Source organism: Rickettsia rhipicephali str. 3-7-female6-CWPP (genome assembly GCF_000284075.1).
In the GTDB taxonomy this organism is placed as follows: Bacteria; Pseudomonadota; Alphaproteobacteria; order Rickettsiales; family Rickettsiaceae; genus Rickettsia; species Rickettsia rickettsii.
This window is the reverse complement of the sequence record NC_017042.1, coordinates 931,781-944,741: the sequence shown is the minus strand read 5'-3', so window position 1 is coordinate 944,741 and position 12,961 is coordinate 931,781. Positions and strand designations below refer to the sequence as shown.

Genomic DNA, 12,961 nt, shown 5'->3' with positions numbered 1-12,961 from the left:
AGTTAATCCTGTGTGATTTCAGCAAGTCTAGTAAACAGAGCGTCAATCATATCCCAGCCTTTTTTTTGAATAGTGAGTAAAGAAGAATCATTAATGTTTATTTGTTTTAATAAATCTATTCCCATTTGTTCATGTTCAGGATCAAGATGCATATGTGTTTTGAAATGTTTTGCTGCTTTATGATTAAAAAATATTGATCCTAGTTTTGCATAAAATATAGTAGCACAAGACTCTATTACTAAATGGACAAGGACGGCTCTTTCACTATCTCCAAGAGTCATCATTTTGAGTGTAAACCAAGAACCTAAGGCCTCAAAAATAGAATCTGTAGTTTCTTCATTATTTTCTAGATTTTGGAATAATTCTATATTATGTCCAAATTCATTGGTAAGATGCTCCCATGCAAGTTGTTGAAATTCTTTTGTTTCAGAAAACACTACTCTTGCTAATACCATTTTTTGAAATTTGTCTGACCAAATCCGAAAATGTTTAAGAAATTTATTTTTTCGTAGCGTACTATCTAACTTGATTTTAAATAGTTTGTTTTTTTTAAATTGCTCTTTATATTGTTTATTATACAAAATTAAACTATCTATTATATTCATATATTTAATTATCAATTTATTTAAATATATTAATATTAACTAAATTACGCTGTCACTAATTATTAATGTTTATTTACCAATTTTTAAAACCATATGTGTATTTATAGATGAATATGAATTGTAAGATCATAATTTGTATGCAGTAAATATATAAAACATTGCGACTTATCCATTTTAGATTTATAGCTATTTTTTGTGAATAATCGCTTAGGATCATTAATATATAGGTAATTGTTAAGAAAGTGAGGTTTAAAATTAAGTCAGTATTTGAAAAATTAAACTCATTAAAGGAAATCGCAAGAGTAAAAAGAGTTGAATGCACGAAAGAAGCAAAAAGTGCTATAAAACAGCAAAGTTTTAAGTTTGCCTGCTCATGTTTTGAAATAAATCCAAGTATCATTGTAGCAATTACAAAAGTCCCGTAATCAGTCAAAGCCCAGCTAATATACCACAATAGTACCATTATAATTGCATGACAATAACCGCTATAGAAAAAGTGAGTTAAAGAATTACGAAAATAATAAATATACCATTGCCCTAAATAGATAGAGATTAGAATATTTGTAGTAAGCAACTGTTTAAATAGTACAGTGGTATATATTTGCAATAAAACACCGAATATTATTATATGGGTTTTTGGTTTATCATGAAAATTATAACCGGCAAAAAAGCAAAATACTGGCATAGCTGTACGCCCTATGATCCGCATAATCGTTAATTCAGGATATAGATATAAACCTACATGATCAATGATCATGGCTATAATAGCTAAGGCTTTTAGCCAATCCTGATAATTTGATTGGTTCTTATTTCTTGTTATTATCATAATTAACCGCTTTTAATAAATATGCCGTGCCGAAAAATGCTCCCATTCCAACTGCAATTGTACTACCTAGCATACAGACTTTAATCAGTAAATATTCCGAATAAAAATATTCTAAGTAACAATGCTTTATTAAAGCAATTATAATAGACATTAATGTACAGCATAACAAAATTTTACCGCAGAAAAGTTTTATACCGGCTTCTATATGAAGCTTATTTTGTTTTGTAGTATAGCTATATAATAAACCTAGATTATACCAAGCTGCAATAGATGTACCGACTGCAATACCGATATGTTTCAAAGAATCCATTAATAATAGGTTCATGCCGGTATTAATTATTATTGAAAATAAGGTTATTTTGAGCGGTGCTTTAGTATCTCCATTAGCATAAAAAATAGGAGTTAAAATTTTTGCCAAAATAAAAGCAGGAAGCCCAAGTGCAAACGCAGAAATAGCCTCAGCTGTATTTGTAGTATCTTGGCTCGTGAATACTCCTCTTTCATAAATTATATTAATAATCGGATGAGATAGAATTATAATACCGAATGTAGCAGGTAACGATAATAATAATCCCATTCTAATAGCATTATTCTGTATTTTTTTTGCAGCTACTATATCATTTGATTTATAGATTTTTGACAGCTCAGGTAACAATATAGTAGAGAAGCTAGTACCTATTATTGATAGAGGAAATTGATATATCCGATCGGCATAAGATAATATAGAAATAGCACCTTCAATAAAGCTAGCAATAGATTGGGATATGAAAAGGTTTAATTGCTGTACGCCGGAGCTAATGGTTGCTGGTCCCATATTAATCAAAAGCTTTTTTACATCGGGATCGCTTGGGTTAAAAATTATTGGAAAGTTTAAAGCCGCTCTTTTCACACAGACAAACATAAAAGAAACTTGTAATATTCCGGCCATTATTAAAGATAAGCTAATTGAGATAGTAGATTCTATGTAATGATCAAATGTTAAAGTAAAAATTATTACGCATATACTTAAAATAACTGGTGAAAAAGCAAATGCAGCGAATTTTTTTACAGAATTTAATATTCCGCCAAGTAGAGCCGTTAATGAAACAAATATTAAATAAGGTATTGTAATTCGGCATAAAAATACCGTAAGCTCAAACTTTTCTTTTTTACCGTGAAATCCAGGAGCAATAAACAGCATTAATTGTGGCATGAAGATTTGCATTAATGCTATTATTACTATTAATGTCAGAAGTAAAAGGGTAAAAACCTCACCTGAAAAATTATTAGCGGCTTTCTTAGAAATAAGCATTTTTTCATTATAAATAGGAATGAATACGCTTGATAATGCTCCTTCTGCAAAAATTCTTCTAAATAGATTCGGTAGTTTAAAAGCAACATTAATGCTATCACCCATAGGCGTAGAGCCGAATAATGATGCGATAAACTGTTCACGCACTAAGCCAAATATGCGAGAAATTAATGTGAAAAAAGCTACTACGACTCCTGAACGAAACAATCGACTTCTTGCATAACTTGCTTCTAAAGGTAATTTGTGCGTCAATCCGGTACTCGCATCCTCACGTACTAAAGTGTACGCTGCGGTGTTGTGTTCCGTGTTTCCTTCAAATTCCTTTTGATTAACTACGTTATGCAAGAAGTCGGTCACTGTTTGTTTTTTATCTTATTTTTCTGAGGTCATTCCCGCGGAGGCGGGAATCCAGTAAAACCTATAAAAACTTGTTTTTATAGGTTTATTTTGTTAATTAATGTGTAATTGTTGAGATCGGGATTAAGGCTACTTTATCTGGATTCCCGCCTCCGCGGGAATGATATCAAGCACCATGCAAGCAACGTCATGAATTCTTATCCCTAGCTGACCCTATCTATTCCTTCATTGATTAAAGCGTCTGCTTTTGATTTATTTTCCCATCCAGTAACTTTAACCCATTTACCTTTTTCTAAATCTTTATAATGCTCAAAGAAATGCACGATACGTTTCTTGAGCATGTCACATAAATCATCTAGCTCTTTAATATGATCGAAAGTAATATCGAGCTTAGAAGTCGGTACTGCGATTATTTTCTCATCAAGCCCTGATTCGTCTTCCATCATCAATACGCCGACTGCTCGGCATTTTATAACCGACCCAGGCACCACCGGATGATGAGCTACAACAAGTACGTCTACCGGATCACCGTCATTTGAAAGAGTATGAGGAATAAAACCGTAATTGCATGGATAGCTCATGGTAGTTTGCATAAAGCGATCAACAAAAACTGCTCCTGATTCTTTGTCAAATTCGTATTTGATTGGACCGCTATTCATCGGAATTTCGATAATTACGTTTATTTCGTAATTATTTGCTTTTGCTTTGATTTTATCTATAAACATGTTTTTATTTATTTGGTTGGTTTAGTTATTTTTCATCATTGCGAGGAGAATTACAACGTAATTCGACGAAGCAATCTCAGGCCTATTTTACTAGATTGCCACGTCGCTTCGCTCCTCGCAATGACGTTGTTATTTCGGAGGTCTGTAATTCTCATCATGCTTTGCAAGTAATTGTCTTGCTATAAATTTCCCGTTCCATAATTGCCCGATGGCAATAATTCCTTGTCCTTTACGAAATAGAGCCGGAAGGGCTCCTTGATATAATATCTCTAAATCCTTAATATTATCGGTAATAACAAAACTTATCTTATCATCAGCAATTTTATTTATTGAGTCTGTTTTAACAAGCCCACCGACTCTTAACTCTTTGCCTTGTTCTATTTCATTAATTTTTGACGGCGGCAAAAAAAATACTATATTTTTCTCTACATTGTAAAGTATTATACTAATTCCTAAACATGCTGAGCAGAAACAAATAATTATTGTTATTAATCTATTTCTTACTCTCTTTTGCATTAAAGTTCTTTTTATTTTTCAATGAATTGTAATTTAAAAAACTTACAATTAACAATATCGCTAAGGTTAAAAAGGTAAATAAATACGCTACCGATATATAATTATTCATTTCTTAAAAATTCCATAATTTCCTTAGGTGAAGAATCTAAATAGAAATGTTTCAGATATTTTCCGTTTGCATCGATTAAATATGTAAAAGATGAATGATCAAGCATATAGTTTGGGTCGTCATCATCACCATGCACACGAGCATAGAAAACCTTGAATTTATCAGTTACATCTTTTATTTGCTGCTCGTTACCGGTAAGACCTATAAATTTTGGATGAAAATGTTTTAGATATTCTTTAAGTGCTATAGGAGTATCACGTGTTGGGTCAATAGTGATAAAAACAGGTAGAATATCTATTTTATGTTTATTTAAAATTTCTACAATCTCCGTCATTTTATTTAGAGAGGTTGGGCATATATCAGGACAACTAGTAAATCCAAAGTAAATGAGGCTTAAGTTGCCTTTCAACTTATCACTATTAAATATCTCTCCATTTTGGTCTATTAGTTCAAAATCACCGCCGATTTTTACGTTATCTTCATAGATATTAACTTGACCGGCAAGCGGTTTTTCAGGCGTTCTTAAAGATAACAACAAATATAATGCTCCTACTCCTATTAATAAGCTAATTACGATAATTATTTTTATAACATTTGACTGTATTGTCATTAAGATATTATCCATTTTTGCGTTGTCATCCTAGCTGGTCCTACTGTATGGCTCTTATGTCATGCCTGCGAAAGCAGGAATCCAGAGAAAAGTGAAAATGTCATACCGTGGCTTGACTACGGTATCTTGTATCACAGGCCGTGTCCTGAGATCCCGCAATCAAGTTGCGGGATGACATTAAAGGTTACTGGATTCCCGCTTTCGCAGGCATGACATAAAAAGACCATACAACAAAGTCTACTCTTTTACACAAGCCCTAATTTTTTAGGTTTAAAATATTTTACCCAAATATCTATTAACAATTTAGTAATGATAATCGCCGAAAACATTGAAGATATAATCCCGATCGTTAATGCAACGGCAAAACCTTTTATTGCACCTACTCCAAATATATAAAGTAAAAAAGCAACGATTAAAGTAGTTAGGTTAGCATCAAGGATAGTGGCAAACGCAGATTCAAAACCGGTTCTAATAGCATAAAGATTAGAAATTCCTTTATGCAGTTCCTCTTTAATTCTTTCGTAAATCAATACATTAGCATCAACAGCCATACCCATAGTGAGTATTATTCCTGCAATTCCCGGCAGAGTTAAAGTAGCTTGGAAAAGTGAAAGTAAAGCTAAAATATATAACAATGCAAGGCTTAAGGCTATATTGGCAAATAAACCAAGCACACCGTAAGACCAAACCATAAATATACACACTGCTATAAATCCTATAAGTCCTGCCTTTTTGCCCGACTCTATAGAATCAGCACCCAAATTTGGACCTATACTTCTCTCTTCAATAATTTTAAGTGGGGCAGGAAGCGAACCGGCTCGCAATAATAGTGCAAGCTCATTTGCCGACTCAATGGTAAAATTCCCTGTTATTATACCGCTTCCGCCCATAATCGCTCCGTTTATCGTTGGAGCACTGAGTAATTTATTATCTAAAACTATAGCAAGGCGTTTACCGGTATTATTTTTGGTTATTTCACCAAATATTTTACTACCTAAATTGTTGAAAGAAAAAGCAACTACCGCTTGCGAATTTTGGTCAAAAGAAGCTGAAGCGGTTGTAAGCTGATCCCCACCCAAAACAACTTTTTTCTTTATAACGACATAATACTCCCCATGACTTTTGCTATCTCCTTTAACTAGCATTGAACCTACTGGAACATGTCCTTTTACCGCTTCTTCGATATTGGCATTTTCATCAACTAAATGAAAAGTTAGCTTTGCAGTTTTTCCTAATATATTCTTCAGGTAAGAGGGATTTTCTTCACCGGGAACTTGCAGTAATATATGCTTATCGCCTTGTTTCTGTAGGGTCGGCTCTTTAGTGCCGGTACTATCAACTCTCATGCGAACGATCTCAATAGATTGGTCTACTATCTTATTAAGTAAGTCATTTAATCTAGATTCGCTGTAGCTAAGCTTTATTTTATTTTCGTTTACTTCAGCGATAATTTCTGGATCGATTTTATTAATTATTTTCTTTAACGGCTTTAATTTCTCATGCGATCTTACTTCTAATTGAATGCTATTTTGTCTAACTAACAGATTTTTATAGCTGATTTTATCCTCACGAAAATTTTTGCGTAAAGTGTCGGCAAGATTTTCCATTGAATCATTTAAGTAGGTGTCAAAATCAACATCGAGTAATAAATGGGCTCCTCCTCTAAGGTCAAGTCCTAGATTTACTGAATCATGAGGCAGAAACTTAGAGTTTACTTGCATGAAATTAGGTAAGGCACAAATAACCGCAAAAACCGTACATATAATTGAAAGAACAATTTTCCACTTAGGAAGATTTTGCACCGCTTACCTTCTTATCTTTTTTGTTGTTTTCTTTTTTTACTGCTACTTCTTTTGTACGACTAGTTATATCGATAATAGCACTTTTTAAAGCTTTAATACGTACGTCTTTAGCTATTTCGATTTCAATATTATTGTCATTTGCACTTACTTTAGTCACAATACCGTAAATGCCGCTATTTGTTAGAACTTCTTCGCCTTTTTTAACTTCACTTACTAATTTCTCTCTTTCTTTGCGTCGTGTTTCTTGTGGACGTAATAATAAGAAGTAAAATACAGCAAAAATTAAAACCATCGGTATTAAGCTTGTTAACCCTGATTGTAAAGAATTTGTTTCTACAGGCACTACCTCAGTTTCCTGTATTTCTATAGTGTCATTATTATTTGCCTGATTATCTTGCGTATTTGCTGACATATGTAATTTCCTAATTGTTGCAATAGCCTTCCTGTATAACCTCTTTCTAAAAGTAATTTGTATACCTTTGATACTTCAAGATTTGGTACGTCAAATTTTGGGCTTCGCCTTTGCTCACGTAGTTTTCTACGCTCTGCAGGCTCACCACTTATTTGGCTTCCAACTTTTGAAGTATCTGTGGTATACATCAATCCGGTACTCGCATCTCACGTACCTTTTTGTACGCTGCGGTGCTGCGTGCTGTGTTTCCTTAAAATTGCTCTTTATAAGATAGGTTATGCACTAAGTCTAATAAAATAAAAATAGCTACCTAATAGCTTTAATGCAAGGGTAAAATAATAATATTAAATGTATTTTATACTAATATAAGTTATCACAAAACCGATAAATGGCTATTTTTATGACAGTTATAACTACTAGAATGAACTAGATATTATACTTTCTAATGTTGCTAAGGAAATCGATAGACCAAAAGGATATATTATACGTAAAGCAATAGAAAGTTATATAGAAGAAAAAGCAGATTTATTAATTACTTTGTCTCGTATAGAAAAAGGAGAAGAAGTAATTTCATTAGAAGATATTAAGAAAAAATATGGTTTGGAAGATTGAATTTATGATAAACTTACTGATGTCATTTGCAAAAGGGCGTTGTTGCTTAGCTCGAAAAACATGCTCTATGTCATTCCCGCCTACGTGGGAATGACATAAAACGGAAAAAATCACTGGAGCGGGTGAAGGGATTCGAACCCTCGACTTCGACCTTGGCAAGGTAGCGCTCTACCCCTGAGCTACACCCGCTTAAATAAAATAACGGCGTTTTAATGTAAAAAGTTTAAGGGGATCAAAATTAATTACATATAAAACGCTTTAGTGCTTTTTAATCTAAGCGAATCTGAATATAAGTAATTATAAGATGAATTGCAAGTATTAAATTAGAAATTTATTGGCATTGCTAAATAAAGATAGATTATTTAATAAATTAACGCCATTGCAAGGAAATTACAAAGTATATTGACTAAGCAATCTAGTTAAAAACTCTGTAAAACTAGAATTTTTTATTATTATTTTTTTAGATTGATACGCTCCCTTCAGTCGCTCAGCTCATTACGACACCTGTCTTGAGTTAGCAATGCTATAAAATCTAATTTTGTTAAATTGACTTTTATTTTTATATAAAACAGTATAGTTCTTTATTAATTTTAACTAATCTGTAAAAAAGTATGTGAAGTTACGCAAAAGAACAAAAAAGTTTAGCTCGTAAGCAAAAAGAGGCAATAGGGCTACTATCGATAGGTACGTTTCTTGAATATTTTGATCTCATGCTCTATGTACACATGGCGGTACTACTTAACGAGCTATTTTTTCCTGAAGCCGATGCACGAGTGGCTTCTCTATATTCTGCCATTGCATATTGTGCAACATATGTATTTAGACCTATCGGTGCTTTAATATTCGGTTGGATAGGAGATACTATAGGTCGTAAGGTAACGGTCATTATTACAACTTTTTTAATGTCGCTTTGTTGTCTTATAATGGCTAATTATAAAAATTTATGCTGCAATTGGTATTACGGCGACTTTGGTAGTAACTGCGTGTCGTATCGCTCAGGGGATGTCCTTTATAGGGGAGGTAGTAGGTGCCGAGCTTTATCTAACCGAAATGAAACATTCCTCAACGTTATTGGGTGGTGGCTTCGCTTGTTGTTTTTATAACTTTAGGTGCAACCGTAGTATTGGCGGTAGGAACACTTGTTACTTCTTTTGGACTTGATTGGCGTATTGCATTTTGGTTTGGAGCAGCTATTGCTATAGTTGGTGCTGTTGTAAGGACAAATCTTAGGGAGACTCCAGATTTCATTGATGCAAAAAGACGAATAAAGAAAACTGTAGCACAAACGGGGATAGATAGTAATCAGCTAAAATCAAGCCCTATTTGGAGTGAAAAAATTAATAAACCAACAGCAATAGCTTTCTTTTTTATACATTGTGGAGCCCCGTTATGGTTTTATATTGTTTATATTTATTGCGGTAATATGCTAAAAACTCATTTAATTACAGTGCTGTTCAAGTAATTCATCAAAATTTTATTGTTTGTGGTACAGAATTAATAAGTACAATAATTGTGACTTATTTGGTTTGTAAAATACATCCTTTAAAAGTCCTTAAAGTAAGATTAATAATATTTTCTATTGTAGCCATTATGTCTCCTATCTTACTAAATAATATTTCAAATACTATTATAGAATTACTTTTATTCCAATTATTTATTGTAGTATTTGCCCCTACTACTTTTCCGGCAGGTGCAGTGTTTTATGCAAGATTTCCAGTATTAAAACGTTTTACATGCGGCAGTTTTATATTTGCTTTATCACGAGCTTTAATGTTTGCAGTTTCTTCTTTTGGAACAATTTACTTGATAGATTATTTTAATCACTGGGGATTATTATTCTTGATTATTCCAATTCTAATTGGTTATACATTTAGAGTAAATCATTTTATAAAGTTAGAGGAGGAAGCAGAGAGTTATTATTAGAAAAAGCTTTTTGTCTTTCAAGTTCAATATTAAAAACTTTTAGGCATAACTTAGCAAATTCTCGTTCTAGTTTATAATTTATATTAGCAGCGACCAAAAGAAAATTTATTAAAGTCTCTTCAACAATTTTTCTAGCTTTCTCAGGTGATTGAATTCCCAAAGTTTGCACATTATGAATTCGGTCAAATAATTTTATTAATGCCGTATTGTATCTTTTCTCTTTAATTAATAAGTTTAGGCTTTCTCCGCTACTTATCTTCCCGTAAGATTTAATTCTCGTTAGACCTTCTACGTGTTTTGCTACGTCCGGTCCAAAAATTTCGGTAATTGCTTCTTCAGTTAATTCAGTGTCTTCAATATTATCATGAAGTAAAGCGGCTTGCAGCATAATAATGTTATAAAGCTTAGGTGCTTTTTCAGCTATAAATTTAGCAAGCATAATTGTTACCTCAATCGGGTGCGAATAATAAGGATCGCCTGATTGACGCATTTGAGAACCGTGTTACGTGTATAGTAGATACCTTTTTTGATTTCGAAGATATCTATAGGATTTTCTACTTTAGTATTTAAATATTCGAGTTTATCAAGTAATTTTTTACTATAAACACCAATTTCAAACTTTTCGTTCCAAGAGCTTATTATATCTTCCATAAAAGTTATTTCTTATTTCATTATAATTTGTGGGCTATTAATCAAAAAATTAGGCATTGCCTAGAAAAAGTTGATAATTTGAAAAGTTTACGTCATTGCCACGCTCTTTGCAGTCGCTTAGCTCATGACGATATCAACCGTTTCGAGGAAATGCCAAAAATTGCAGTAATAAATAGCTGCAGATTAGGTTCTATGAAGGAAAATTAAATTAATCTATTTTTGCTATTTTTTGCTGTAAATCATAAGATTTTTTTGAAATAGGAACAACTATTACTGCAAAAATCTTATTAATTTTCGCTAAAAAATATCTGAAAATATAAATAATTTAATTTCCCTTCATAGAACCTAAAGATTATTGTTATATTATTTTAAATATTAATCCTAAAGTCAAAATATAACTATGTCAAACCGTAATAGTTTAGAAGTACAAGAGTACGCACAAGCTAGCTCCTTAAATAATACTAATCTAACTGCATCACAGGGTGAGTTAATACTAACTGTTGCAAATTTATTGTTCAAAGAGTCATATATTAATAATAATCAGAATATACAAAGAGATAATAATATATCTTATGAGAATAATATTAATAATATTATCGACTTTGAAAATCAGGATACAAGTTGTGGTATATGTAAATGTCTTAGAGCTATAGCTACTGTTTGCTGCAATGTGTATATATTTTTATTTGAATAAACACCAAATTTTACACTAAAAAAATATGAGCAAGGCTTAAGAAAGTTAGGAAACCTAGAGCATCGGTTATGGTTGTTAGAAATACACCGGAGCCTGTAGCGGGGTCTATATCAAAATAATGCAGTATTATAGGAATAGCAGAGCCGAATAATCCGGCTACTAAAAAATTTAAAATAACTGCAATAGCAAAAATAACGCTAAGATTTAAGTCAAGCAACATCACAAAGCTAAGTCCTGCTCCAATAATTGCAAGTACAAAACCGTTAAAAGCCGATACGGCTATTTCTTTTAATATAACTTTATTGACATTATTATAATGAATATCTTTATTAGCAAGGGCTCTAACCGTAACGGTCATGGCTTGTGTTCCGGCATTTCCGCCCATTGAAGCTACAATAGGCATAGTGGCTGCAAGCGTTACAAGTTTTGCAATAGTATCGTTAAAATGGTTAATGATAAGTGAGGTCATGCAGGCAGTGATTAGATTAACAAAGAGCCAAGGAAAACGATGTTTAACGGTATAAAATACATTGAAGAAAGTATCTTGAGTGTGTACCCCGCTTAATGATAATATATCTTTTCCGGCTTGTTCTTCGATAATATAAATTATATTATCGATTGATACGCTACCTACTAACTTACCGCTTTTATTTACTACCGGTACAATAGTTAAAGCATATTGTCTAAAAATGAAGCTTAGTTCATTTAAGTCGGTAAAAGCATCTGCAAGCTTAAAATCTTTGCTCATCAAATCTTTTATCAATTCATTTTTTTTGCCTTTAATTAGCGTGCTGAGAGAAATAATACCGATAGGGCGTAATTTATTATCCGTAACGATTGCCGCATAAAAGTCATTCTTTACGTTCTTGATAAAATTTAATGATTCCTCGACCGTCCATCCTTCTTGAAGATTAATAAAATCTCGCTCAATTACCCTACCTACCGTATTTTCGGGATATGTACAACCTACGGTAATTTGGTGTTTTTTTTCTTTAGTGAGATTACTTAGGATAAGGTCTTTTATATCATCGTCTAGATCGATTACTACTTCAATAGCATCTTCTATAACTAGCTTATTGATTAATTCTGCAGATTTTTTTATGCCTAAAGTTTCTATTATTAAAGGTTTACTATAAGCATTTAATGATACTAACGTTTCAGGCTTAATTTCATCCTGTAATAAAGGAATAATTATTTTATATGTTTTATTGTTAAGATTATCTAAGAAATCTGCTAAATCGGCATAATGAAGCTTGGCCAGCCTGCTTGCAGCAGCATCATAATTGTGATCTTCGATCAGATCGTTAATTTGATCAAAAATTTCAGCAAATTGATCGTGATGATCTGGTAAGATGCTTTTAAATATATTAAAATTAGGCATAGCCTATTGACCTAATAGTTTATTATAGACTTATTATAATTATTTAAAGCTGGTTAGCTAGGCTTGGCACAGAATTGTGTACAATTTGCTAATCAATATAAATCACAGAGTACAAATAAGCAATAGTTTTTATTTCAACTCCTTTTCATTTATCAGGAGTATACAATTAGCACTAACATTTGCTAACAAGAAGAACTTAGGAGTAAATATAAAATCTGAAGTGTCGAAACAGACAAAAATTTGACTTTGTGAAAAACCGGCGAATGGTGCGGTCGAGAAGACTTGAACTTCCAATCTTTTTACAGAACAGCACCCTCAATGCTGCGCGTCTACCAATTTCGCCACGACCGCTTAAGTTTTACTCTATAGCAGATTATGAGTAAAATATCAATAGAGTTCTTTTGATGTCATTTCCGCCTTTCTATGTCATTCCCGCTTCCGCGGGAA

At 32.5% G+C, this 12,961-nt stretch carries 14 protein-coding genes, 2 tRNA genes and 2 pseudogenes; 5 read left to right on the top strand and 13 right to left on the bottom strand.

Annotated features, from left to right (window positions below; all coding sequences use genetic code 11):
* Nucleotides 1–2: 2 nt before the first annotated feature.
* The 9 genes from MCC_RS05155 to MCC_RS11510 all read right to left on the bottom strand — a co-directional run bounded on the left by MCC_RS05155 (nucleotide 3) and on the right by MCC_RS11510 (nucleotide 7,444).
* The gene (locus tag MCC_RS05155; protein ID WP_014408834.1) at nucleotides 3–605 is read right to left on the bottom strand and encodes a hypothetical protein; all 603 of its coding nucleotides are present in this window, start codon (nucleotides 603–605) and stop codon (nucleotides 3–5) included.
* A gap of 73 nt (nucleotides 606–678) precedes the next feature.
* Complete coding sequence (locus MCC_RS05150; RefSeq protein WP_014408833.1) at nucleotides 679–1,431, bottom strand: TraX family protein; 753 nt, start codon at nucleotides 1,429–1,431, stop codon at nucleotides 679–681.
* Nucleotides 1,412–2,929 carry a murein biosynthesis integral membrane protein MurJ gene (gene murJ, locus MCC_RS05145; protein WP_410526333.1) on the bottom strand — a complete coding sequence of 506 codons (1,518 nt, stop codon included), beginning with the start codon at nucleotides 2,927–2,929 and terminating at the stop codon, nucleotides 1,412–1,414. Before murJ ends, MCC_RS05150 begins: the two co-directional genes overlap by 20 nt.
* A 353-nt stretch (nucleotides 2,930–3,282) precedes the next feature.
* Nucleotides 3,283–3,804, bottom strand: a complete 522-nt coding sequence (ppa, locus tag MCC_RS05140) for an inorganic diphosphatase (protein ID WP_014120980.1) — start codon at nucleotides 3,802–3,804, stop codon at nucleotides 3,283–3,285.
* Between the two features lie 129 nt (nucleotides 3,805–3,933).
* On the bottom strand, nucleotides 3,934–4,320 hold the full coding sequence (ccmE, locus tag MCC_RS05135) for a cytochrome c maturation protein CcmE (protein ID WP_014408831.1): 387 nt from the start codon (nucleotides 4,318–4,320) through the stop codon (nucleotides 3,934–3,936).
* A 101-nt stretch (nucleotides 4,321–4,421) separates the two neighbouring features.
* Complete coding sequence (locus MCC_RS05130; protein WP_014408830.1) at nucleotides 4,422–5,039, bottom strand: SCO family protein; 618 nt, start codon at nucleotides 5,037–5,039, stop codon at nucleotides 4,422–4,424.
* A 245-nt stretch (nucleotides 5,040–5,284) separates the two neighbouring features.
* A complete protein-coding gene (secD, locus tag MCC_RS05125) occupies nucleotides 5,285–6,841 on the bottom strand; it encodes a protein translocase subunit SecD (RefSeq protein ID WP_014408829.1) in 1,557 nt (518 codons plus the stop codon).
* Entirely contained in the window at nucleotides 6,825–7,253 is a 429-nt protein-coding gene (yajC, locus tag MCC_RS05120) for a preprotein translocase subunit YajC (RefSeq protein WP_014408828.1), read from the bottom strand. Before yajC ends, secD begins: the two co-directional genes overlap by 17 nt.
* The gene (locus MCC_RS11510) at nucleotides 7,205–7,444 is read right to left on the bottom strand and encodes a palindromic element RPE5 domain-containing protein (protein ID WP_014408827.1); all 240 of its coding nucleotides are present in this window, start codon (nucleotides 7,442–7,444) and stop codon (nucleotides 7,205–7,207) included. The genes yajC and MCC_RS11510 overlap by 49 nt, the downstream gene beginning before the upstream one ends.
* Before the next feature lie 197 nt (nucleotides 7,445–7,641).
* Between MCC_RS11510 and MCC_RS08295 the strand changes: the two are divergent.
* Nucleotides 7,642–7,865: pseudogene (locus MCC_RS08295) on the top strand (antitoxin of toxin-antitoxin stability system).
* Nucleotides 7,866–7,979: 114 nt separating this feature from the next.
* On the opposite strand, the gene MCC_RS05115 reads toward MCC_RS08295, so the two are convergent.
* Nucleotides 7,980–8,054: transfer RNA gene (locus tag MCC_RS05115), tRNA-Gly, on the bottom strand.
* 521 nt (nucleotides 8,055–8,575) lie between these two features.
* Between MCC_RS05115 and MCC_RS10510 the strand changes: the two genes are divergently transcribed.
* The 3 genes from MCC_RS10510 to MCC_RS10500 all read left to right on the top strand — a co-directional run bounded on the left by MCC_RS10510 (nucleotide 8,576) and on the right by MCC_RS10500 (nucleotide 9,788).
* The gene (locus MCC_RS10510) at nucleotides 8,576–8,968 is read left to right on the top strand and encodes an MFS transporter (RefSeq protein WP_331270628.1); all 393 of its coding nucleotides are present in this window, start codon (nucleotides 8,576–8,578) and stop codon (nucleotides 8,966–8,968) included.
* On the top strand, nucleotides 8,941–9,327 hold the full coding sequence (locus tag MCC_RS10505) for a proline/betaine transporter (RefSeq protein ID WP_231288665.1): 387 nt from the start codon (nucleotides 8,941–8,943) through the stop codon (nucleotides 9,325–9,327). The genes MCC_RS10510 and MCC_RS10505 overlap by 28 nt, the downstream gene beginning before the upstream one ends.
* A gap of 116 nt (nucleotides 9,328–9,443) precedes the next feature.
* On the top strand, nucleotides 9,444–9,788 hold the full coding sequence (locus tag MCC_RS10500) for a hypothetical protein (protein WP_041405527.1): 345 nt from the start codon (nucleotides 9,444–9,446) through the stop codon (nucleotides 9,786–9,788).
* Here MCC_RS10500 and MCC_RS05095 read toward each other — a convergent pair.
* Nucleotides 9,751–10,439 (bottom strand): annotated as a pseudogene (locus MCC_RS05095) (HD domain-containing protein). The gene MCC_RS10500 and the pseudogene MCC_RS05095 sit on opposite strands and share 38 nt — an antisense overlap.
* Before the next feature lie 400 nt (nucleotides 10,440–10,839).
* Here MCC_RS05095 and MCC_RS05090 point away from each other — a divergent pair.
* On the top strand, nucleotides 10,840–11,133 hold the full coding sequence (locus MCC_RS05090; protein WP_014408822.1) for a hypothetical protein: 294 nt from the start codon (nucleotides 10,840–10,842) through the stop codon (nucleotides 11,131–11,133).
* Nucleotides 11,134–11,143: 10 nt separating this feature from the next.
* Here MCC_RS05090 and mgtE read toward each other — a convergent pair whose 3' ends face one another.
* Nucleotides 11,144–12,514, bottom strand: coding sequence for a magnesium transporter (mgtE, locus tag MCC_RS05085; RefSeq protein ID WP_014408821.1), 1,371 nt, complete (start codon nucleotides 12,512–12,514; stop codon nucleotides 11,144–11,146).
* 264 nt (nucleotides 12,515–12,778) lie between these two features.
* Nucleotides 12,779–12,865: transfer RNA gene (locus tag MCC_RS05080), tRNA-Leu, on the bottom strand.
* Between the last annotated feature and the right edge of the window lie 96 nt (nucleotides 12,866–12,961).

Bases quoted from the DNA above. Each gene is read 5' to 3' on its own strand.
- MCC_RS05155 (WP_014408834.1), bottom strand. From the start codon at position 605: ATGAATATAATAGATAGTTTAATTTTGTATAATAAACAATATAAAGAG.
- yajC (WP_014408828.1), bottom strand. From the start codon at position 7,253: ATGTCAGCAAATACGCAAGATAATCAGGCAAATAATAATGACACTATA.
- MCC_RS10510 (WP_331270628.1), top strand. From the start codon at position 8,576: ATGCTCTATGTACACATGGCGGTACTACTTAACGAGCTATTTTTTCCT.
- MCC_RS05090 (WP_014408822.1), top strand. From the start codon at position 10,840: ATGTCAAACCGTAATAGTTTAGAAGTACAAGAGTACGCACAAGCTAGC.
- ppa (WP_014120980.1), bottom strand. From the start codon at position 3,804: ATGTTTATAGATAAAATCAAAGCAAAAGCAAATAATTACGAAATAAAC.
- MCC_RS05130 (WP_014408830.1), bottom strand. From the start codon at position 5,039: ATGACAATACAGTCAAATGTTATAAAAATAATTATCGTAATTAGCTTA.
- ccmE (WP_014408831.1), bottom strand. From the start codon at position 4,320: ATGCAAAAGAGAGTAAGAAATAGATTAATAACAATAATTATTTGTTTC.
- mgtE (WP_014408821.1), bottom strand. From the start codon at position 12,514: ATGCCTAATTTTAATATATTTAAAAGCATCTTACCAGATCATCACGAT.
- MCC_RS05150 (WP_014408833.1), bottom strand. From the start codon at position 1,431: ATGATAATAACAAGAAATAAGAACCAATCAAATTATCAGGATTGGCTA.